This is a genomic window from Streptomyces malaysiensis subsp. samsunensis (assembly GCF_024519315.1).
GTDB classification, from domain to species: Bacteria; Actinomycetota; Actinomycetes; order Streptomycetales; family Streptomycetaceae; genus Streptomyces; species Streptomyces malaysiensis.
The window spans coordinates 1-22,023 of sequence record NZ_JANIIC010000095.1 but is presented as its reverse complement, the minus strand read 5'-3'; the positions used below and the strand labels follow the sequence as shown (position 1 = coordinate 22,023).

Annotated in this window: 19 protein-coding genes and 1 pseudogene; 8 read left to right on the top strand and 12 right to left on the bottom strand. The window is 70.5% G+C overall.

Going from position 1 to position 22,023, the window contains the following annotated elements:
- Positions 1-42: 42 nt before the first annotated feature.
- From NQU54_RS44475 to NQU54_RS44465, 3 genes are all read left to right on the top strand, one after another.
- Complete coding sequence (locus NQU54_RS44475) at positions 43-969, top strand: ABC transporter ATP-binding protein (RefSeq protein ID WP_257635989.1); 927 nt, start codon at positions 43-45, stop codon at positions 967-969.
- Positions 966-1,739 (top strand): ABC transporter permease, encoded by a 774-nt coding sequence (locus tag NQU54_RS44470; protein WP_257635988.1) that lies wholly within the window; start codon positions 966-968, stop codon positions 1,737-1,739. The genes NQU54_RS44475 and NQU54_RS44470 overlap by 4 nt, the downstream gene beginning before the upstream one ends.
- Positions 1,740-1,843: 104 nt before the next feature.
- On the top strand, positions 1,844-2,836 hold the full coding sequence (locus NQU54_RS44465; protein ID WP_257635987.1) for a COX15/CtaA family protein: 993 nt from the start codon (positions 1,844-1,846) through the stop codon (positions 2,834-2,836).
- On the opposite strand, the gene NQU54_RS44460 is transcribed toward NQU54_RS44465, so the two are convergent.
- The 3 genes from NQU54_RS44460 to NQU54_RS44450 all read right to left on the bottom strand — a co-directional run bounded on the left by NQU54_RS44460 (position 2,806) and on the right by NQU54_RS44450 (position 5,422).
- A complete protein-coding gene (locus NQU54_RS44460; protein WP_257635995.1) occupies positions 2,806-3,858 on the bottom strand; it encodes an amidohydrolase in 1,053 nt (350 codons plus the stop codon). The genes NQU54_RS44465 and NQU54_RS44460 overlap by 31 nt on opposite strands.
- 169 nt (positions 3,859-4,027) lie before the next feature.
- Complete coding sequence (locus NQU54_RS44455) at positions 4,028-4,447, bottom strand: hypothetical protein (protein ID WP_069869959.1); 420 nt, start codon at positions 4,445-4,447, stop codon at positions 4,028-4,030.
- Positions 4,448-4,471: 24 nt separating this feature from the next.
- On the bottom strand, positions 4,472-5,422 hold the full coding sequence (locus NQU54_RS44450; protein WP_257635986.1) for a heme o synthase: 951 nt from the start codon (positions 5,420-5,422) through the stop codon (positions 4,472-4,474).
- Positions 5,423-5,805: 383 nt separating this feature from the next.
- On the opposite strand from NQU54_RS44450, the gene tkt reads away from it, so the two are divergent.
- The 5 genes from tkt to pgl are packed head-to-tail and all read left to right on the top strand — an operon-like array spanning position 5,806 to position 12,486.
- Positions 5,806-7,884 carry a transketolase gene (gene tkt / locus NQU54_RS44445; protein WP_069869961.1) on the top strand — a complete coding sequence of 693 codons (2,079 nt, stop codon included), beginning with the start codon at positions 5,806-5,808 and terminating at the stop codon, positions 7,882-7,884.
- 45 nt (positions 7,885-7,929) lie between these two features.
- The gene (tal, locus tag NQU54_RS44440; RefSeq protein WP_069869962.1) at positions 7,930-9,048 is read left to right on the top strand and encodes a transaldolase; all 1,119 of its coding nucleotides are present in this window, start codon (positions 7,930-7,932) and stop codon (positions 9,046-9,048) included.
- Between the two features lie 5 nt (positions 9,049-9,053).
- Complete coding sequence (zwf, locus tag NQU54_RS44435) at positions 9,054-10,577, top strand: glucose-6-phosphate dehydrogenase (RefSeq protein ID WP_370684997.1); 1,524 nt, start codon at positions 9,054-9,056, stop codon at positions 10,575-10,577.
- Positions 10,574-11,707 carry a glucose-6-phosphate dehydrogenase assembly protein OpcA gene (opcA, locus tag NQU54_RS44430; RefSeq protein WP_257635985.1) on the top strand — a complete coding sequence of 378 codons (1,134 nt, stop codon included), beginning with the start codon at positions 10,574-10,576 and terminating at the stop codon, positions 11,705-11,707. Before zwf ends, opcA begins: the two co-directional genes overlap by 4 nt.
- On the top strand, positions 11,704-12,486 hold the full coding sequence (gene pgl, locus NQU54_RS44425; RefSeq protein WP_257635984.1) for a 6-phosphogluconolactonase: 783 nt from the start codon (positions 11,704-11,706) through the stop codon (positions 12,484-12,486). Before opcA ends, pgl begins: the two co-directional genes overlap by 4 nt.
- 93 nt (positions 12,487-12,579) lie before the next feature.
- Here pgl and pgi read toward each other — a convergent pair whose 3' ends face one another.
- The 9 genes and pseudogenes from pgi to NQU54_RS44380 all read right to left on the bottom strand — a co-directional run.
- Positions 12,580-14,232 carry a glucose-6-phosphate isomerase gene (gene pgi, locus NQU54_RS44420; RefSeq protein WP_257635994.1) on the bottom strand — a complete coding sequence of 551 codons (1,653 nt, stop codon included), beginning with the start codon at positions 14,230-14,232 and terminating at the stop codon, positions 12,580-12,582.
- A 51-nt stretch (positions 14,233-14,283) separates the two neighbouring features.
- A complete protein-coding gene (locus tag NQU54_RS44415; protein ID WP_069869966.1) occupies positions 14,284-15,522 on the bottom strand; it encodes an MFS transporter in 1,239 nt (412 codons plus the stop codon).
- Positions 15,523-15,676: 154 nt separating this feature from the next.
- Complete coding sequence (locus NQU54_RS44410) at positions 15,677-16,012, bottom strand: RNA polymerase-binding protein RbpA (protein WP_009718803.1); 336 nt, start codon at positions 16,010-16,012, stop codon at positions 15,677-15,679.
- A gap of 214 nt (positions 16,013-16,226) precedes the next feature.
- Positions 16,227-16,454, bottom strand: coding sequence for a preprotein translocase subunit SecG (secG, locus tag NQU54_RS44405; RefSeq protein WP_014059875.1), 228 nt, complete (start codon positions 16,452-16,454; stop codon positions 16,227-16,229).
- A 113-nt stretch (positions 16,455-16,567) separates the two neighbouring features.
- Complete coding sequence (gene tpiA / locus NQU54_RS44400) at positions 16,568-17,344, bottom strand: triose-phosphate isomerase (RefSeq protein ID WP_257635983.1); 777 nt, start codon at positions 17,342-17,344, stop codon at positions 16,568-16,570.
- A gap of 5 nt (positions 17,345-17,349) precedes the next feature.
- Positions 17,350-18,552, bottom strand: coding sequence for a phosphoglycerate kinase (locus NQU54_RS44395; RefSeq protein ID WP_069869968.1), 1,203 nt, complete (start codon positions 18,550-18,552; stop codon positions 17,350-17,352).
- Positions 18,553-18,635: 83 nt separating this feature from the next.
- Positions 18,636-19,640, bottom strand: a complete 1,005-nt coding sequence (gene gap, locus NQU54_RS44390; RefSeq protein ID WP_069869969.1) for a type I glyceraldehyde-3-phosphate dehydrogenase — start codon at positions 19,638-19,640, stop codon at positions 18,636-18,638.
- Positions 19,641-19,815: 175 nt separating this feature from the next.
- Positions 19,816-20,774, bottom strand: a pseudogene (locus NQU54_RS44385) (zinc carboxypeptidase); the annotation flags it as partial.
- Position 20,775: 1 nt separating this feature from the next.
- On the bottom strand, positions 20,776-22,023 hold a 1,248-nt coding region (locus NQU54_RS44380; protein WP_306279723.1), incomplete at its 5' end, for an RNA-guided endonuclease InsQ/TnpB family protein.

Genomic DNA, 22,023 nt, shown 5'->3' with positions numbered 1-22,023 from the left:
CTGCCGCCCACACGGGGCCCGGCGATTCGTAGACTGCCGGGCATGCGAGAAGAGCCCGCGGTCGACATCGTCGGCCTGGTCAAGCGGTACGGCCCGAAGACCGCGGTCGACGGGCTCGACCTGTCCGTCGGCCGGGGCACCGTGACCGCCGTTCTGGGCCCCAACGGAGCCGGTAAGACCACCACCGTCGAGACCTGCGAGGGGTACCGCCGCCCCGACGCCGGCACGGTCCGGATATTCGGGCTCGACCCGGTCGCGAACGCCCCGGTGCTGCGCCCCCGGGTCGGGGTGATGCTCCAGTCCGGAGGCGTTTATTCCGGCGCGCGCGCAGAAGAGATGCTGCGCCACACGGCCACCCTGCACGCCCATCCGGTGGACGTCGATCTGCTGATCGAGCGACTCGGCCTCGCCTCCTGCGGCCGGACCGCCTACCGGCGGCTCTCCGGGGGCCAGCAGCAGCGGCTCGCGCTCGCCATGGCCGTCGTCGGCCGCCCCGAGCTGGTCTTCCTCGACGAGCCGACCGCCGGACTCGATCCGCAGGCCCGCCGCGCCACCTGGGACCTCATCCGCGATCTGCGCGACGACGGGGTGACCGTGATGCTGACCACCCACTACATGGACGAGGCCGAGCAGCTCGCCGACGATGTGGCGATCATCGACGGCGGCAAGGTGATCGCCCGGGGCAGCCCCGAGCAGCTGTGCCGGGGCGGCGCCGAGAACACCCTGCGCTTCATCGGCCGCCCCGCACTCGACCTGGCCTCGCTCCTCAAGGCGCTGCCCGCCGACTCCACGGCCGCCGAGCTGACACCCGGCTCGTACCGCGTCACCGGCAAGGTCAACCCCCAGATGCTGGCCACCGTCACCTCCTGGTGCGCACAGAACGGGGTGATGCCGGACCGGATCTCGGTCGAGCGGCACACCCTGGAGGACGTCTTCCTGGAGCTCACCGGTAAGGAGCTGCGAGCGTGACCGCCACGGGCACTTTTCTCCCCAAGCCGGGGGCGGCCCCGCTGACGCGGATGATCCGGGCGCAGGCGGCGCTGGAGACCCGGATGCTGCTGCGCAACGGCGAGCAGCTGCTGCTGACCGTCGTCATCCCGTCCCTGCTGCTGGTGCTGTTCAGCACCGTCGACATCGTGGACACCGGCGCCGACGGCAGCACGGTGGACTTCCTGGCGCCCGGTGTGCTGGCGCTCGCCGTGCTCTCCACGGCGTTCACCGGCCAGGCCATCGCCACCGGCTTCGAGCGGCGCTACGGCGTGCTCAAGCGGCTCGCCGTCTCACCGCTGCCGCGGTGGGGGCTGATGGCCGCCAAGACCTGTGCGGTTCTGGTCACCGAGGTCATGCAGATCGTGCTGCTGACCGCGATCGCGCTGGCGCTCGGCTGGTCGCCGCACGGCGACCCGCTCTCCGTGGCGCTGCTGCTGATCCTCGGCACGGCGGCGTTCTCCGGCCTCGGGCTGCTGATGGCGGGCACCCTGAAGGCCGAGGCGACCCTGGCCGCCGCCAATCTGGTCTTCTTGCTGCTGCTCGTGGCCGGCGGCGTCATCGTGTCGCTGGACAAGTTCCCGGGCGCCGCGCGGAGCGTCCTTGAGCTGCTGCCGATCTCGGCACTCTCGGGCGGGCTGCGGGACGTCCTCCGGGACGGGGCCGGGATGCCGTGGCGGGATCTGGGGATCCTGGCGGTCTGGGCGGTGCTGGGGCTGGGCGCGGCGGCGCGCTTCTTCCGCTGGGAGTAGGCCGCGCCACCGTCGGAAGCCGCCCGCCCCCTCCGTGACCTGCGGCTTTACCGAAGCACAACCCCTCGTGAAAACCTGCACAAGCGGCGGCCTACGATGGGTCCGTGCCGAATTCGCTGAATCCGTTCGAGCTGATCGCCCGGCGCTGGCAGCCCTCCGCGCGCTTCGTGGAGCGGGCCGCGCTGGCCACTGTGGTGATGGCCGTGGTCATCGTGGTGACCGGTGGCGCGGTCCGGCTGACCCAGTCCGGGCTGGGCTGTGACACCTGGCCCAAGTGCACCTCCGGCAGTCTGACGCCCACCTCCGACATGGGCATCCACGGCGCCATCGAGTTCGGCAACCGCATGCTGACGTACGTCCTGTGCGCCGTCATCGGGCTGGTGATCATCGCCGCCCGCGCCAGGACGCCGGTGCGCCGCTCCCTCACCCGGCTCGGCTGGGCCCAGTTCTGGATCGTCATGGGCAACGCCGTGGTCGGCGGCATCACGGTGCTCACCGGGCTCAACCCGTACATCGTCAGCTCGCACTTCCTGCTGTCCTCCGCGCTGCTCACGGTCGCCGTGCTGACCTGGTGGCGGGCGCGCGAGGGCGATGGCGAACCGCGGGAGCTGGTGGCCGGACCGGTGCGCCAGCTGACCCGGCTGCTGATCGCCGCCACCGGCGCGCTCATCGTCATCGGCACGGTGGTCACCGGCGCGGGTCCGCACGCCGGTGACGCCCGTAAGGTGCACCGCATCCCGCTGAACTGGCAGGAGATCACCCAGCTGCACGTGGACTTCGTCTACATCGTGCTGGGCCTCACCGTCGCCCTGTGGTTCACGCTGCGGGCCGTGAAGGCCCCCGCCGACCAGCGCCGTACGGTTCTGGAGCTCCTCGTCGTCCTGCTCCTCCAGGGCGTGGTGGGGTATGTGCAGTACTTCACCCATCTGCCCGAGGTCGTCGTCGGCATCCACATGCTCGGCTCCTGCCTGGTGTGGATCGCGGTGCTGCGGGTGCTGCTCGCCCAGCGCGAGCGCGGCGCGCTCCCGGCGGCCGTCCCCGCCCCCGCGGGCGACCACGAGACCGTTCAGCCCGAGCCGGCCGCGTCCAGCCGGTAGACCCGGCGCGCGGTCCCGGACGCGACCAGCCCGGCGATCCGCTGGGCCTCGGCCCGGGTGCAGATCCCCTCGCCGACCCACTCCTGCGCCAGCCGGGCCATGGCCTGGCCGAACAGCCGGGACGCGGTCACATACAGCTCGGGCAGCGCCCGCGCGCCGGTCGAGAAGAGCAGCTTGCCGAACGGCGCCTCGCCCAGGGTCTCCCCGGGCCGTGGCCCGGCGTCCGCGTAGACATGCGGGAAGGCCGCGGCGAGCTGGGCCGCCCGCCGGTGGTGCGGCCGGTCGGGCAGCAGCACCAGATCGGTGCCGAAGCCCGCCGTGGCACGCAGGAAGCCGGTGAGCGACTGCGGATCGGCGCAGTGCAGCTGTACCGGTAGGCCGGTCGCGACGGCGCTCCACAGCAGATGCTGGGCGAGCGCGGGATCGGGGGCGCGGTCCCGGGCCGGGCGCACGGTGAGCGCGAGCCAGCGGGCGGCGGCGCGCCGCACCTCTCGCGGATCGGGCGGGAGCTCGTCGCAGAAGGCGATCCCCATGGCGAAGGCGGTCGCGTGCTGGGCCGCCGCGTACAGCGCCTCGGCGGTGTTGCCGATGAAGGCGTCGACGGTGCCGGAGGTGTCGGCGACCTGCTCGGCCAGCGGCTCCAGGCGGATCACCTCATGGACCGCGCCGTCGGCGGCCGTGGCCAGCTCCTCGGGGGTGCTGAGGTCGTCCCGGGCGCCGGACTCCAGCAGGAAGGTGCCGATGCCCGCGCCACGCAGCAGCAGCCGCGCCGCGCGGTAGGCGCCCAGCTCACGGCGGCGGGCGAGATAGCTGACGGGCGCGCAGTGGGGCTCCATCCCCAGCAGCGGGGGGCACCAGCGGCGCACCGCGAGACCGGTCCAGCTGTCGAAGAAGGTGGTGCCGGCCGGGGCCGCGCCCGACCCGGCGGCGGCCGCCAGATGGGTTTCGAACGAACCGATCCCGAGTTCGCCGTCGACCGTGCCATGGCTGTGCTGGTCCACCAGCGGCGGCAGGGTGATCAGCCCCGCCCCCGGGCCCGGCCCGGCCCGGGGGACCGGGCCGGTCGGCGGCCCCAGGGTGTCCGGGGAGTCCGTCGCCTCGTGCATCGCCGCCGCCTCCTCGCCCTCCGGCATCGACGGGCTTAACGGACGGAAGGGGCACGAGGTGTCGCCGGACCCGTACTCAGGCGTTCTACGAGGCGGGTGCCGGAGGGTTGCCGGGGCCGCCGAGCTGGATGCCCGCCATGCGCGTCCACTCGTAAGGACCGGTGCGGACCTTGGCGGCGAGCTCGCCGTCGAAGTCGTCGTGGAGGGTCAGCCCGGCGATCTCGGCGGCGCGCCGCGCGCCGTCCTGGGAGGGGGCGACGAGGACGCCCCATTCGCCGTCGGCGCCGACGAGGGCGATCCGGACGACGCCGCGCCCGATATGAGCGATCTGCCCCTCGGCGCCACCGCCGTGGCTCGTGGCGAAGGCCGTGATCTCGCGGGCGAGCCGCTCGGCCCGCTTCTCGTCCTTGGACGGCTTGGGCGGCTTGGAGGGTGCCTCCGGCGCGGAGGGCTGTGCGGCCGTCTCGCCGCTCTCATTCGTCTCCGGCTGGGTGGTGTCTGCCATACAGCCGATGCTACCCGTCGGTAATCACCGCAGGAAAGGGTCCACGGCCACGGCGACGAACAGCAGCGACACATAGGTGATCGACCAGTGGAACAGCCGCATCTCCTTGAGCTTCGCGCCCGTGATCCCGGCCCTGGCGCGCGCCTGGAGACCGTGCGCCTCCTTGAGCCAGAACCCGCCCAGCAGCGCCGCGACGACCGGGTAGAACCAGCCGGTGTAGCCCAGCGGCCACAGCAGCAGCGACACGCCGACCATGGCCCAGCTGTAGAGGACGATCTGGCGCGCGACCACCTTGTTGCCCGCGATCACCGGCAGCATCGGCACGCTGGCCCGCTCGTAGTCGTCCTTGACCTTCATCGACAGCGGCCAGTAGTGCGGCGGCGTCCAGAAGAAGATGACGAGGAAGAGGATGACGGCGGCCCAGGAGACCTCGTCGGTCACCGAGGACCAGCCGATGAGCACGGGCATACAGCCGGCGATACCGCCCCAGACGATGTTCTGCGAGGTGCGGCGCTTGAGCCACATCGTGTAGACGACGACGTAGAAGGCCAGCGCGCCGAGCGACAGCATCGCGGACAGCGGGTTGACCAGCGCCCAGAACCAGGCCGTCGACCCGGCCGCGAGCGCGAAGGCGAAGACGAGGCATTCGCGCGGCGAGACCATGCCGGTCACCAGCGGGCGCTGCGCGGTGCGCTCCATGAGCGCGTCGATGTCCCGGTCGTAATACATGTTGAAGGCGGCCGCGCCACCGGCCGACAGATAACCGCCGACACAGGTGGCGACCACCAGCCACAGATCCGGGACGCCCTGAGCGGCCAGGAACATGACCGGCACCGTCGTCATCAGCAGCAGTTCGATGACGCGCGGCTTGGTCAGTGCGACGAACGCCTTGACACGGGCCCCGAACGGCCGGTGACCGGAGCTCGTTTCGCTCGTCTCGAGCACCCCCGCAGGACGGGATTCGACGGCCGTCACGCACACCCCTGGTGGAAGCAAGAACAAGCAAGCACCGGACATGAAGAGCCGGTAAAGACTTGCGCGTACCACGCCACTCTAGACGTAGCGGATGTGGCGCCCGCCGCCGGGGTCCCTCGTGTTGAAGTGGGTGCCGCAAGGCGTCCGTAAGGCCGCCGCGCCCGGGGACGACGGACTCGGCAAAGCCCGGAATGGCGCCTTCCGTAGGGCTCAGGACGCCGTCAGGACGGGCTCCGGAGGGAATGCGTCAACCCGGGAATTCGTTCCTTATCCCGTTGGGTGGAACTCGAAAAGATGACCGTTGTTCCAAGGGTAGGCTCGACAACGCCGGTGCACATACGGTCACCGGATTTCGACATTGTGGAGAGGAGCCCTGACTCAGGGTGAGCACCAAGCCGACTACCACAGACCTCGAGTGGACCGATCTGGACCGGCGGGCCGTCGATACGGCTCGTGTCCTGGCCATGGATTCCGTGCAGAAGGTCGGTAACGGCCACCCTGGCACGGCCATGAGCCTCGCACCGGCCGCGTACCTGCTCTTCCAGAAGCTGATGCGGCACGACCCCTCCGACGCCGGCTGGACCGGCCGCGACCGCTTCGTGCTGTCCCCCGGGCACACCAGCCTGACCCTCTACGTCCAGCTGTACCTGGCGGGCTTCGGGCTGGAGCTCGATGATCTGCGGTCGTTCCGCACCTGGGGCAGCAAGACCCCGGGCCACCCGGAGCACGGCCACACCACCGGTGTCGAGACCACCACCGGCCCCCTGGGCCAGGGCATCGCCAACGCGGTGGGCATGGCGATGGCCGCCCGCTACGAGCGCGGCCTGTTCGACCCGGAGGCGCCGCAGGGCGCCTCTCCGTTCGACCACACCATCTGGGCGATCGTCTCCGACGGCGACCTGGAGGAGGGCATCTCCGCCGAGGCGTCCTCGCTCGCCGGCCACCAGCGGCTGGGCAATATCGTCGCCCTGTACGACGACAACCACATCTCGATCGAGGGCGACACCGCGACCGCGCTCTCCGAGGATGTCCTGGGGCGCTACGAGGCGTACGGCTGGCACGTCCAGCGCATCGAGCAGTCCGAGAACGGCGACTTCGACATCCACGCGCTGTACGCGGCGCTCAAGGCGGCGCAGGCCGAGACCGAGCGCCCCTCGATCATCGCGGCCCGTACGATCATCGCCTGGCCCGCGCCGAACGCGCAGAACACCGAGGCGTCCCACGGCTCGGCGCTCGGCGCCGACGAGGTCGCCGCCACCAAGCGCGTCCTCGGCTTCGACCCCGAGCAGCACTTCGCGGTCGACACCGACGTGATCAACCACACCCGCGCCCTGGTCGAGCGCGGCCGCGAGGCGCACGCCGCCTGGGACAAGAGGCTCCAGGAGTGGCGGAACACCAGCCCCGAGCGGGCCGCCCTGTTCGACCGGATCACCGCGGGCGAGCTGCCCGAGGGCTGGGAGGGCGTGCTGCCGGTCTTCGAGCCGGGCAAGGACGTGGCCACCCGTAAGGCGTCCGGTCAGGTGCTCAAGGCGCTCGGCGGGGTGCTCCCCGAGCTGTGGGGCGGCTCCGCCGACCTCGCGGGCTCCAACAACACCACGATCGACGCGTCCTCGTCCTTCCTCCCGAAGGGCAACCCGCTGCCGGAGGCCGACCCCTACGGCCGCACCATCCACTTCGGCATCCGCGAGCACGCCATGGGCTCGGCCATGAACGGCATCGCGCTGCACGGCAACACCCGTGTCTACGGCGGTACCTTCCTGGTCTTCTCCGACTACATGCGCCCGGCGGTCCGGCTGGCCGCGCTGATGAAGCTGCCGGTCACCTATGTGTGGACGCACGACTCCATCGGCCTCGGCGAGGACGGCCCGACCCACCAGCCGGTGGAGCACCTGGCCGCGCTGCGCGCCATCCCGGGCCTGAACGTCGTCCGCCCCGCCGACGCCAACGAGACGGCCATCGCCTGGCGGGAGATCACCCGCCGCCACGGCGCGAACCCCGCCCCGCACGGCCTGGCGCTGACCCGGCAGAACGTGCCGACCTACGAGGCCGACGAGAACGCCGCCAAGGGCGGCTATGTGCTCTTCGAGGCCGAGGGCGGCACGCCGCGGGTCATCCTCATCGGCACCGGTTCGGAGGTGCAGCTCGCCGTCGAGGCGCGGGAGCAGCTCCAGGCCGCCGGGGTTCCCACCCGCGTCGTGTCGATGCCCTCGGTCGAGTGGTTCGAGGAGCAGGACAAGGGGTACCGGGAGAGCGTGCTGCCGCCTTCCGTCAAGGCCCGCGTGGCCGTCGAGGCGGGGATCGGTCTGACCTGGTACCGCTACGTCGGCGAGGCCGGCCGCATCGTCTCGCTGGAGCACTTCGGCGCCTCCGCCGACTACAAGGTGCTCTTCCGGGAGTTCGGCCTCACCGCCGAGGCCGTGGTCACCGCCGCCCGCGAGTCCCTCGACGCCGCGGGGCGCTGACCCCCCGCTGACGACCTAGTAGCGACGAGTAGGAGAACACACCCCATGACAGACGCACTCAAGCGGCTGGCCGACGAAGGCGTCGCGATCTGGCTCGACGACCTCTCCCGCAAGAGGATCACCTCCGGCAATCTGGCCGAGCTGATCGACCAGCAGCATGTCGTAGGCGTCACCACCAATCCGTCGATCTTCCAGAAGGCGATCTCCGGCGGCGACGGCTACCAGCAGCAGGTGGCCGACCTCGCGGTCCGCAAGCTGACCGTCGAGGAAGCCGTCCGCATGATCACCACGGCGGACGTCCGCGACGCCGCCGACATCCTCCGGCCGGTGCACGACGCGACGGGCGGCCAGGACGGCCGGGTCTCCATCGAGGTCGACCCGCGCCTGGCCCACAACACGGCCGCCACCATCGCCGAGGCCAAGCAGCTGGCCTGGCTGGTGGACCGGCCCAACACCTTCATCAAGATCCCGGCGACCGAGGAGGGGCTGCCCGCGATCACCGAGGTGATCGGCCTGGGCATCAGCGTCAATGTCACGCTGATCTTCTCCCTGGAGCGGTACCGCGCGGTCATGGACGCCTTCCTGGCCGGTCTGGAGAAGGCCAAGGCCGCGGGCCTGGACCTCCAGAAGATCCACTCGGTGGCGTCCTTCTTCGTCTCCCGCGTGGACACCGAGATCGACAAGCGCATCGACAAGCTTGGCACCGATGAGGCCAAGGCGCTGCGCGGCAAGGCCGCCGTGGCCAACGCCCGCCTCGCCTACCAGGCGTACGAGGAGGTCTTCAGCTCCGACCGCTGGGCCGTCCTGGACCGGGCGAACGCCAACAAGCAGCGTCCGCTGTGGGCCTCGACCGGCGTCAAGGACCCGGCGTACAAGGACACCATGTACGTCACCGAGCTGGTCGCCCCCGGCACCGTCAACACCATGCCGGAGGCCACCTTGGAAGCGGTCGCCGACCACGGTGAGATCCGCGGCGACACCGTGCGCGGCACCTACGAGCAGGCCAAGGCCGATATCGACGCGCTGGCCGGGATCGGTATCTCCTACGACGACGTCGTCCAGGTGCTGGAGGACGAGGGCGTCGAGAAGTTCGAGTCCTCCTGGAACGACCTGCTGAAGTCCACCGAGGCGGAGCTCAAGCGCCTCGCACCCTCGGAGGCGTGAAAACCGTGAGCAGCAGCAATCCGCTGCGTGACACACGAGACCGACGGCTCCCGCGCATCGCGGGGCCGTCGGGCCTCGTGATCTTCGGCGTCACGGGCGACCTGTCCCGTAAGAAGCTGATGCCCGCCATCTACGACCTGGCCAACCGCGGTCTGCTGCCGCCGGGCTTCTCACTGGTCGGCTTCGCCCGCCGCGACTGGGAGAACGAGGACTTCGCCCAGGTCGTGCATGACGCGGTCAAGCAGTACGCCCGGACCCCGTTCCGCGAGGAGGTCTGGCAGCAGCTGGCCGAGGGGTTCCGCTTCGTCCCCGGGGTGTTCGACGACGACGACGCGTTCGTCAAGCTGCGGGCGACCATAGAGGAGCTGGACAAGGCGCGCGGCACCGGCGGGAACTTCGCCTTCTACCTGTCGGTCCCGCCGAAGTTCTTCCCCACCGTCGTCCAGCAGCTCAAGAAGCACGGGCTGTCGCAGGGCGAGGGCGACTCCTGGCGGCGCGCGGTCATCGAGAAGCCCTTCGGCCACGACCTGAAGAGCGCCCAGGAGCTCAACCAGGTCGTCCACGAGGTCTTCCGGCCCAGCGACGTCTTCCGGATCGACCACTACCTGGGCAAGGAGACGGTCCAGAACATCCTGGCGCTGCGCTTCGCCAACACGATGTTCGAACCGATCTGGAACCGGTCGTACGTCGACCATGTGCAGATCACCATGGCCGAGGACATCGGCATCGGCGGCCGCGCGGGCTACTACGACGGTATCGGCGCGGCCCGTGACGTCATCCAGAACCACCTGCTCCAGCTGCTCGCGCTGACCGCCATGGAGGAGCCCGCCTCCTTCGACGCGTCCTCCCTGGTCACCGAGAAGCTGAAGGCGCTCAGGGCGGTCAAGCTGCCCAGGGAGCTGGGCAAGCACACGGTGCGCGCCCAGTACGCCCGCGGCTGGCAGGGCGGTGAGGAGGTGCACGGCTACCTCGAGGAGGAGGGCATCGACCCCCACTCGAAGACCGACACCTACGCCGCGATCAAGCTGGAGATCGACAACCGCCGCTGGGCGGGGGTCCCCTTCTACCTGCGCACCGGCAAGCGGCTGGGGCGGCGGGTCACCGAGATCGCCGTAGTCTTCCAGCGCGCCCCGCACTCCCCCTTCGACGCCACCGACACCCAGGAGCTGGGGCAGAACGCCCTGGTCATCCGGGTGCAGCCGGACGAGGGCGTGACCATCCGGTTCGGCTCCAAGGTGCCCGGCACCTCCATGGAGATCCGGGACGTGACGATGGACTTCCAGTACGGCGAGTCCTTCACCGAGTCCAGCCCCGAGGCGTACGAGCGGCTGCTGCTCGATGTCCTGCTGGGCGAGGCGAACCTCTTCCCCCGCCATGAGGAGGTCGAGCAGTCCTGGCGGATCCTGGACCCGATCGAGGACTACTGGGACAAGCACGGCAAGCCCGAGCAGTACACCTCCGGGACCTGGGGCCCGAAGGCCGCGGACGAGATGCTCGCACGAGACGGACGGAGCTGGCGGCGGCCATGAACATCGATCTCACGGACACCACGTCCAGCCGGATCAACTCCGCTCTGGTCCAGGCGCGCCGGGCCACCGGTACGCCGGCCGTGGGCATGGTGCTCACCCTCGTCATCGTCACCGACGAGGGCAATCACTACGACGCGCTGCGGGCGGCGAGCGAGGCGTCCAAGGAGCACCCCTCGCGCATCCTGGTCGTCATCAAGCGGCCGGGCCGCTCACCGCGCGACCGCAAGATGGCCCGGATGGACGCCGAGGTGCGGGTCGGCGGGGAGACCGGCACCGGTGAGACGGTGCTGTTGCGGCTGCACGGCGAACTCGCCAACCACGCCTACTCGGTGGTCCTGCCGCTGCTGCTGCCGGACGCCCCGGTGGTGGTGTGGTGGCCGGAGGACGCCCCCGAGCACCCCAGCGAGGACCTGCTCGGACAGCTGGCCCAGCGCCGGATCACCGACGCCCAGGCCACCGAGGACCCGGTGGCGTCCCTGGGGCTGCGGGCCGCGACGTACACCCCGGGCGACACCGATCTGGCCTGGACGCGGATCACCCCGTGGCGCAGCGTCCTGGCCGCCGCCCTGGACCAGCGGCACTCCCCGATCACCTCCGCGATCGTCGAGGGCGAGGCGTACAACCCGAGCAGCGAGCTGCTCGCGCTGTGGCTCGCCGAGCGGCTGGGGGTGCCGGTGGACCGACAGGTCTCGGAGGGCCCCGGGCTGACCGCGGTGCGGCTGGAGACCGCCGACGGCGTGATCTGCCTGGACCGGGCGAACGGCTCGCTGGCCGAGCTGGCGATGCCGGGCCAGCCCGACCGGCATGTGGCGCTCCAGCGGCGTGAGATGTCGGAGCTGATCGCCGAGGAGCTGCGCCGGCTGGACCCCGACGAGACCTACGAGTCGTCGGTGAAGTTCGGCGTGAGCAAGCTGGGCGGCGTGGGGACGCTGGAGCGGGACGCCAAGGCGGCCCCGACCACTCAGGTGCCGCCCCGGTCACCGCTGCCGACCCGGGACCCTGAGACGCCCTCGGAGCATGTGCCCGGGTCGTCGAAGAACCCGCCGCAGGCACCGACCCAGCCGCCGGCTCCCAAGCCCCACCCGCCGAAGGCCCAGGAGCAGAAGGCGAACGGGAAGGCGGACAAGTGACCGCACCACAGGTGGTCGTCCACCGCGACAAGGAGCTGATGGCCCAGGCCGCGGCGGCCCGGCTGCTCACGAAGATCGTGGACGCCCAGGCCGCCCGTGGCTCCGCCTCGGTCGTCCTGACCGGCGGGCGCAATGGCAACGGCCTGCTGGCCGCGCTCGCCGCCGCCCCGGCGCGCGACGCGGTCGACTGGTCGCGGCTTGACCTGTGGTGGGGCGATGAGCGCTTCCTGCCCGAAGGGCATGCGGACCGCAATGTCACCCAGGCCCGCGAGGCGCTGCTGGACGCGGTGGACCTGGACCCGGCGCGGGTGCACGCGATGCCCGCGTCCAACGGGCCCCACGGCGGCGATGTGGACGCCGCGGCCGAGGCGTACGCGGCCGAGCTGGCTCGCGCCGCACGGCCGGAGAACCACGGCGCGGTGCCGTCGTTCGACGTGACTCTGCTGGGCGTCGGCCCGGATACCCATGTGGCCTCGCTCTTCCCCGAGCTGCCCGCCGTCCGGGAGACCGAGCGGATGGTCGTCGGGGTGCGTGGCGCGCCCAAGCCGCCGCCCGTACGGCTCTCGCTGACCCTGCCCGCGATCCGCGCGGCACGGGAGGTGTGGCTGCTGGCGGCCGGTGAGGACAAGGCGGGTGCGGTCACGATGGCTCTGTCGGGTGCCGGGGAGCTCCAGGCCCCGGCGGCGGGCGCGTACGGCCGCCGCCGCACGCTGTGGCTGCTGGACCGGGCCGCGGCGGCGGGGCTGCCGCGCGAGCTGTACCCCCCGGCGTCGCCGTAACCCCCGTCTCGCGTACGACGATCTCCCGGGCGCTTTTGGCACCCGGGGGATCGTCGTGTTGTCGTGGGTGTCCCGTCGTGTGCCCCGGAGTGCTCAGCGGCCGCGCAGCGAGCGGTAGGTGGCCACCAGATGCTCGGTGGAGGTGTCCAGACCCGGCACCTCGGCGCCCTCGGACAGGGCGGGCTCGACGCGCTTGGCGAGCACCTTGCCCAGCTCCACCCCCCACTGGTCGAAGGAGTCGATGTTCCAGACGGCGCCCTGGACGAAGACCTTGTGCTCATAGAGGGCGACCAGCTGGCCCAGCACCGACGGGGTGAGCTCATGGGCGAGGATCGTGGTGGTGGGGCGGTTGCCCTGGAAGGTCTTGTGCGGCACCAGCTCCTCGGCCACCCCCTCCGCGGCGACCTCCTCGGCGGTCTTGCCGAAGGCCAGCGCCTGGCCCTGGGCGAAGAGGTTGGCCATCAGCAGATCGTGGTGGGACTCGAGCCCCGGCGGCAGGTCCCGCACCGGCCGGGCGAAGCCGATCAGATCGGCCGGGACCAGCTTGGTGCCCTGGTGCAGCAGCTGGTAGTAGGCGTGCTGGCCGTTGGTGCCCGGGGTGCCCCAGACGATGGGGCCGGTCTGCCAGCCGACGCGATTGCCGTCCCGGTCCACGGACTTGCCGTTGGACTCCATGTCCAGCTGCTGGAGATAGTCGGTGAACCTGGACAGATAGTGGCTGTACGGCAGGACGGCATGCGACTGGGCGCCATGGAAGTTGTCGTACCAGATGCCCAGCAGGCCCATCAGCAGGGGGACGTTCTCCTCCGGCGGGGCGCTGGCGAAGTGCTCGTCGACCAGGTGGAAGCCGGCCAGCATCTCGCGGAAGCGGTCCGGGCCGATGGCGACCATCAGGGAGAGGCCGATGGCCGAGTCGTACGAATAGCGCCCGCCGACCCAGTCCCAGAACCCGAACATGTTGTCCGTGTCGATGCCGAACTCGGCGACCTTCTCGGCGTTGGTCGACACCGCCACGAAGTGCTTGGCCACGGCCTCCTGGCCGGCCCGCAGCCCGGTCAGCAGCCAGTCGCGGGCGGAGGTGGCGTTGGTGATGGTCTCGATGGTGGTGAAGGTCTTGGAGGCGACGATGAACAGCGTCTCGGCCGGATCCAGGTCGCGCACCGCCTCGTGCAGATCCGCGCCGTCCACATTGGAGACGAACCGGAACGTCATCGCGCGGTCGGTGTAGGAACGCAGCGCCTCGTACGCCATCTTGGGGCCCAGATCGGAGCCGCCGATGCCGATGTTGACGACGTTCTTGATCCGCTTGCCGGTGTGGCCGGTCCAGTCGCCGGACCTGACGCGGTCGGCGAAGACGGCCATCTTGGCGAGCACGGCGTGGACCTCGCCGACGACGTCGTCGCCGTCCGTCCTGATCTCCGCGGAGTGCGGTGCGCGCAGCGCGATGTGCAGCACCGAGCGGTTCTCGGTGGTGTTGATCCGCTCACCGCGGAACATGGCGTCCCGCAGCTCGGCCACCTTGGTGGCCCGCGCCAGCTCGCGCAGCAGCCGCAGGGTCTCGTCGGTCACCAGGTGCTTGGAGTAGTCGACGTGGAGATCGCCGACCTGAAGGGTGAGGCGGCGCCCGCGCTCCGGGTCGCCCGCGAACAGGTCGCGCAGATGCGCGGCGCCCAGCTCCTTGCGGTGTGCGGCCAGCGCATGCCATTCCGGCAGCTGGTCCAGCCTGGTGCGGCCTTCCACGGTCATCTCGGACATCAGCCCACTTCTCGTCGGTGCCTGGCCCCCGTGGCCACCAACCTAATTGATGTCGGAGCGCATTCCCGGAACGAGGGCCGCCACCCCGCAGACGAACAGCGCGGCGGCCCCAAGGGCGGGGGTGCCCAGCCCCCACGCCGCGGCCATCACCCCGCCCAGCAGCGCGCCGAGCGGGGCGCCCGCGATCGACAGCGTGCGGAAGGCGGAGCTCACCCGGCCGAGCGTCCCCTCGGGGCTGCGCTCCTGTGTCATCGTCACCTCGGTCACGTTCCAGATGATGCCCGCGAAGCCGAAGAGGCCCATGGCGGCGACCGCGGCCGGCAGGCTCCGTATCGCCCCCAGGGCGACCAGGGCGCCGATCTGCGCGGTGCCGCACAGCAGGAGCGTACGGACGCGCCCCAGCTTCTCGGTGAGCCGCGCGGCCACCAGCCCGCCGGCCACACTCCCGATCCCGTAGACGGTGATGACGACCGCATAGCCGGTGTTCCCGGCGCCCAGCCAGCCGGTGATGTGCAGCACCAGGGTGGCGATGAGCGCGCCGATGCCGATGTTGCACAGCGTGGTGGAGGCGCACAGCGCCCGCAGCGTCCGGTCCCGCCACAGCACGGCCAGGCCCTCGGCGATATCGCGCCGCAGCGACCCGCCCGGCGGGCGCGGGGCCCGCCGCGGGGGCGCCACCCCCAGCGAGGCGACCAGCACGGCGGCGGCGAGATAGGTGACCGCGTCCGCCGCGTACGGCATCGCGGCGCCGAGGCCCAGCAGCACCGGCACCAGCGGGGCGCCCACGAACCGGCCCATGACCTCCTGCCCGGTCATCAGCCGGGCGTTGGCCCGGCCCAGTGCCTCCTCCCCCACCACCGACGGGAGCAGCGCCGTGGCGGCGTTGTCGAACAGGGTCTGGAGCGTGGTCAGGGCGAACGCGAGGACGAGCAGCAGCCCGATGGTGGCCCGGTCCAGCCATACCGCGACGGCGAATCCCGCCATCAGCACGGCCCGCGCCCCGTCCACCGCCCACATCGCCCGCCGCTGGTCCACCCGGTCCGCGATCGCCCCGCCGATCAGCCCGAACAGCAGCCAGGGCAGAAAGCCGCAGGCGGTCACGAGCGAGACCAGCACCGGCGAATCGGTCAGCGAGACGGCCAGCAGCGGCAGCGCGGCGCCCCGCAGCGCGTCCCCGAACCGGGAGACGACCGCGGCCGCCCACAGCCGCCCGAACCCCCCGCGCCACGCCGGCACCACCGGTCTTCCGGCGCCCAGCTCACCGGCGTCCACCGTGGCCATGACGATCCTCCCCCATACGTCGGCCCCATCCGGTGAGACGGCTCCCCCCGGTCATCCAGCACCCCATGACCGTAGCCCGCACCACTGACAACGGCCCGGCCGCGCACCCCTCACAGGAGGTGCCCGGCCGGGCCGTCGTACCGCGCTCGTGTGTCTAGATCTCGCCCCGGAGCTTGGCGAGTGCCTCGGCGAGGATCGCCTCGCCGTCGGCGTCGCTGCGCCGCTCCCGTACATACGCCAGATGCGTCTTGTACGGCTCGGTGCGCGGCGGGTCCGGCGGGTTGTCCCGGTCCTTGCCTGCCGGGAAGCCGCAGCGGGGGCAGTCCCACGTGTCAGGGATCTGCGCGTCGCTGGCGAAGCTCGGCACGGTCTCATGCCCGTTCGAGCACCAGAAGGAGATGCGCAGGCGCGGCGCCGATTCGCCTCGCTCGGCTTCTCCCATCGGCCCCGCCCCGACCCGACTTCCACGGATCGCGTTGCCACTTGCCACGGTCGTAACTCCCTGCGTGATGGTGCCGAAGCCTCGATTGGCAGCTTCGCCGCCCGGCGCCCCAGTCTACGTAAGGCCCAACGCGCGTCCAGTGAGAGGAGTTACACCCGCCACGGAGGACGCCATGCCATCATAGGCCGCATATAGGCCCCGCTGACGACGGTACGTCAGTTATCGGGCGTCAGCCGGGCCCTGGACGGGCCCCGCCGGACCCTCAGTCGAGCTTCATCAGCAGCCCGAGCACGACGATGCAGACGAACCACAGCAGCCCGACCACCACGGTGATGCGGTCCAGGTTGCGCTCGGCGACCGAGGAGCCGCCCACCGAGGACTGCATGCCGCCACCGAACATGTCGGACAGGCCGCCGCCCTTCCCCTTGTGCATGAGCACCAACATCATCAACAGCAGGCTGAAGATGATGAGGGCGATCGAAAACCCCATGATCACAGCTGGACCAACCTTCTCGGGCTTGTATGGACGTCGGGGGCCGAGCGGTCCGATTCCCACCGCTCCGGCCCCCGACAGGGTACGACGACGCGCGCGCTAGGGCCTACTCACTGGTCGCGGAAACGAACGATCTTGACGAATTCGTCCGCGTCCAGCGAGGCACCGCCGATCAGGGCGCCGTCCACATCCGGCTGGGCCATGATCGCGGCGACGTTCCCGGACTTCACCGAACCGCCGTACTGGATCCGGACCTTGTCGGCGACCTCCTGGCCGTAGAGCTCGGCGAGCCGGCCGCGGATGGCCCCGCAGACCTCCTGGGCGTCCTCGGGGGTCGCGACCTCGCCGGTGCCGATCGCCCAGACCGGCTCATAGGCGATCACGATGGTCTCGGCCTGCTCGGCCGGGACGTCCTTCAGGCCGCCGTCGACCTGGGCGAGGGTGTGCGCGACCTGGTTGCCCGCCTTACGGACGTCGAGGCCCTCGCCGACGCACAGGATCGGGGTGAGGTCGTTACGGAAGGCAGCCTTGACCTTGGCGTTGCACAGCTCGTCGGTCTCGTCGTGGTACTGGCGCCGCTCCGAGTGCCCGACGACGGCGAAGGTGCACTTGAGCTTGGCCAGCATCGGGCCGGAGACCTCGCCGGTGTAGGCACCGGAGTCATGCGCCGAGATGTCCTGGGCACCGTACTTGATCTTCAGCTTGTCGCCGTCGACCAGCGTCTGCACCGACCGCAGATCGATGAAGGGCGGCAGCACCGCGACCTCCACGGCCTCGTAGTCCTTGTCGGCGAGAGCGAAGGCGAGCTTCTGGACGTGGGCGATGGCCTCGAGGTGGTTGAGGTTCATCTTCCAGTTGCCCGCCATCAGCGGGATACGGTCACTCACGGTGTTCAGTCCTCCAGTGCGGCGAGGCCGGGGAGCGTCTTGCCCTCGAGGTATTCGAGGCTCGCTCCACCGCCGGTCGAGATGTGGCCGAAAGCGTTCTCGTCAAAGCCCAGGATGCGTACGGCCGCGGCGGAGTCGCCGCCGCCGACCACGGTGAAGGCCGGGGTGTCCACCAGCGCCTGGGCCACGGCCCGGGTGCCCTCGGCGAAGTCGGGGTGCTCGAAGACGCCCATCGGGCCGTTCCAGAAGACGGTGGCCGCGTCGGCCAGCTTCGAGGCGTACAGCTTGCGGGTCTCCGGGCCGACGTCCAGCCCCTGGAGCTCGGCCGGGATCGCGTCCGCGGGGACGAGCTCCGGGTTCGCGGGGGCCTTGGTCTTCAGGTCCGGGAATTCGGGCGCGCCCACGACGTCGACCGGGAGCACGAACTCCACCCCGCGCTCCTTGGCCCGGCGCAGATAGTCCTGGACCGCCGGGACCTGGTCCTCCTGGAGCAGCGAGCGGCCGACCTCATGGCCCTGGGCCTTGATGAAGGTGTAGGCCATACCGCCGCCGATCAGGATGCGGTCGGCCTTCTCCAGCAGGTGGTCGATCACGCCGAGCTTGTCGGAGACCTTGGCGCCGCCGAGGACCACCGCGTAGGGCCGCTTGACGTCCTCGGTGAGCTTCTTCAGGACCGTGAGCTCGGCGGCGATCAGATCGCCCGCGGCGTGCGGCAGCCGCGCCGGGAGGTCGTACACGGAGGCGTGCTTACGGTGGACCGCGCCGAAGCCGTCGCCCACGTAGAGGTCGGCGAGGGCGGCGAGCCGATCGGCGAAGGCGCCGCGCTCGGCGTCGTCCTTACTGGTCTCACCGGCGTTGAAACGCAGGTTCTCCAGCAGCGCGACCTGGCCGTCGCCGAGCGCCGCCACAGTGGCCCGCGCGCTCTCGTCCACGGTGTCGGCCGCGAAGGCGACCTCCTTGCCGAGGAGTTCGCCGAGCCGCCGGGCGACGGGGGCGAGCGAGTACTGGGGGTCCGGGGCGCCCTTGGGGCGGCCCAGGTGCGAGGCGACGATCACCCTGGCACCACGGTCCAGGAGCTTGTTGATCGTCGGGACGGCGGCGCGGATCCGGCCGTCGTCGGTGATCGTCTCGCCGTCGAGCGGGACGTTCAGATCGGCGCGGACGAAGACCCGCTGCCCGGCGACCTGAAGATCGTCAATCGTCTTCACAGGGTTGACTCCTTGATCATGGATCGGGGCCCGTTACGACGGCGTCGTAGCGGGCCCCGTTTCCTAGCTCATCGGGACAGCGGTCAGAGCTGGCCGCCGACGAAGACGGTCAGGTCCACGAGTCGGTTGGAGTAGCCCCACTCGTTGTCGTACCAGCCGACGACCTTGACCTGCTTGCCCTGGACCATGGTCAGGGAGGAGTCGAAGGTGCAGGACGCGGGCCAGTTGACGATGTCCGAGGAGACGATCGGGTCCTCGGTGTACTCCAGGATGCCCTTGAGCTGACCCTCGGCGGCCTTCTGGAAGGCGGTGTTGATCTCGTCCTTGGTGACCTCGCGGTCGAGCTCCAGGACGAGGTCGGTGACCGAGCCGGTCGGGACCGGGACGCGCATCGCGATGCCGTCCAGCTTGCCCTTGAGCTGCGGGAGGACCAGCGCGGTGGCCTTGGCGGCACCGGTGGAGGTCGGGATGATGTTCTCGGCCGCCGCGCGGGCGCGACGCAGGTCCTTGTGCGGGAAGTCCAGGATGCGCTGGTCGTTGGTGTACGCGTGGACCGTCGTCATCATGCCCTTGACGATGCCGAAGTTCTCGTCGAGGACCTTGGCCATCGGCGCCACACAGTTGGTGGTGCAGGAGGCGTTGGAGATGACGTGGTGGTTCGCCGGGTCGTACTTGTCGTTGTTGACGCCCATGACGATCGTGATGTCCTCGCCCTTGGCGGGCGCGGAGATCAGGACCTTCTTGGCACCCGCGGCGAGGTGCTTGGCGGCGTCCTCGCGCTTGGTGAAGATGCCGGTGGACTCCACCACGATATCGGCGCCGAGCTCACCCCACGGAAGGGCGGCCGGGTCGCGCTCGGCCATCGTCTTGAAGGTCTGGTTGCCCACCGTGATGGTGTCCTCGGTGTGGCTGACCTCGTGCTTCAGTCGGCCGAGGATGGAGTCGTACTTGAGCAGGTGCACCAGGGTGGCGTTGTCAGTCAGGTCGTTGACACCGACGATCTCGATGTCCGCGCCCTGCTCGAGGAGCGCGCGGAAGTAGTTGCGACCGATGCGGCCAAAGCCGTTGATGCCTACGCGGATCGTCACGAACCGATCTCCTCGTTGGTGTGCCGGTCTGGACGCCGGCGAACGTGTATGGGATGTCCCCGACCGCCTCCGACCCTACCGCTATCACGGGACGTACGTGACATTGGCATCGGCGGCCCATGACCACCGGAAAGTGGTACGGACCGCCGATTCAGTCACGATTCGTCACGCACTGTCAACGACGCAGCGCACGTAGCGCGTCGGCCACCAGCCGGGCCCTCTCGGCGGCGTCCGGGACATGTTCCAGGCCGAAGCCCAGCAGCACGGTGTCCCGGGTCGTGACGCCCGCGACGGTGTGGAAGAGCTCCCGGGAACGGGACCAGTCCCCGGCGTTCGCCGGGCTGCCCTCCGGCGCCCCCGGCACCGACCACGGGCCGAGCGCGGTCTCGAAGCCCTCGGAGTCCTCGGCGGTGCCGCCGACGGTGAGCTCGGTGCCGTCCACGAAGACGCCCCGGCCGCCGGTGCCCGGGTCGGTGACGTAGGAGACGGCCAGCTCGACCTTCTTGCCCGCGTAGCCGCTCAGGTCCACCGAGACCGGCCGCCACCCCTCGGAGGAGCCCGTCAGGCTGTTCCAGGCCCCTGTGCCGCCCTGCGCGCGGCAGCCGTCGTCGCCCAGGGTCAGATAGTGCTTCAGGAACGGGTGCAGATTGAGCAGAAGCCGCCTCGCACTCGGTGGGCACCTCGGTGGAGGAGCCGCCGTTGGCGTCGGGGAGGGTGGTCCAGTCGTCCTGGCCCGCGGTGCGCCTCGATGATCACGTGGTCGTAGCCGGGCTCGGTGTCATGGCTGAGCCGGAAGTCCAGGGCCGGTTCGCCGGCGGCGGACACGTCCGTGAGATCGACCGTGCGGGACAGCCTCATCCAGGAGCTGTCACGGTGGCCCGCGGCCGCCATCCAGTCGCCCTCATAGGGCTGGTACGGGGTGCGCGTGCCCGGGTACTCCCCCGCGCCCGCGCTGCGGAACCGGGGGAAGTCCTTCGGCGGCAGCGCATCGGAGGTGACGGTGTAGGCGCCCGCGGTGTCCAGGGGGTTGCCGGGGGCGTCGCCCAGCTTCGCGCCGGCGCCCGCGAGCGCGCCGGCGCCCTTGAATCCGGTGGGCGACTTCAGGGTGAGCCGACTGTCGGCGCCCAGGTAGTAGTCAACTGCTCGGCCGTATACGACGAGTTTGTTGACTCGGTTTGATACGGCTCCGCTTATGCTCCCGACTGCCCCCTACGGCAGGACGGTCACGGGTCACATCTACCGGTCCCTGCCAGGCGGGGACCGGATCGGGCATGTTGACGAATACCCACGCCGTGGCCCCTCGCTTGGCGATGTTGGCCCCGGCGACGTGATCGGCCGGCCCAGCGAGGCCGCACCGACGACAACGGAAGTGGTCCCGAGTGGGCCGGTTGGCTCTCTCGGCGTGGCCGCAGCGCGGGCAGCGCTGCGAGGTGTAGGCCGGGTCCACCTCGATGAACGGCACGCCGACACGTTTGGCCTTATAGGCAATGAACGAGCCGAGCTGGCGGAACGGCCAGGAGGACTGGCGTGCTCGCTGGTCGCGGGGAACCGTAACCCGCTCGCGGATGCCCTGGAGCTGTTCCAAGGCGAGGCCGCGTTCGGTGCGTTGGGCGACAGCAACAACAGCCTTGGCGATCTTGTGGTTGATGTGGGTCGCGTGCCGCCCCTCACGGCGCGCACGCTTCTTCAGGAGCTGCTTGGCGCTCCGGGTCTGCCTGGCCTGGAGTTCGGCCTTTTTACGTGCCTGCCAGCGGCGGTACCGTCCCGGACGACGCCCGGAGTGGTTGGTCCCGTCCGAGGTGGTGGCGAGGTTGCTGATGCCCCGGTCCACGCCGATGAAGCCCTTCGGCTCGAATCGGGGCGCTACGGGAATCTCGCAGGTGGCGATCAGGAACCATTTGCCGTCGCGGAACACCAGGTCGGATTCGCCTTGGCGGTACTCGGCAAGCTGCTTGAGCGCTTCGGGCGAGCAGGCGAACCGCACGTTCTTGATCCGGCCGTCCAGGGTCCAGATGCTCATGGTCTTGGTGTCGTAGTTCCAGCTCAGGCACCGGTCGTCAAAGGTGTGCGCGGCGTGCGGACGGAAAACGACCGGCTTGGACTCCGCCTTCCGTCGGCGCTTGGAGTGCTCGGCGCCGAGGCTCCCGGCCATGATGCTGGCCCGCAGCGTCGTATAGGCGTCGGCCACACGCTTGATGATGTGCTGCGCGGCCTGTGCCCCGAACCCACGGGCCTTCAGCTCGCCGTAGCACAGTTTCCGCAGCTCACGCACGCTGCCCTTGAGTTTGAAGTACTCGAAGGACACGGCGGAGACCCAGTTTGCGGCCTCGTTGATCGCGGGCAGGGTGCGCTCAAATGCCGGAGCCTGCACGGCATCCGGCAC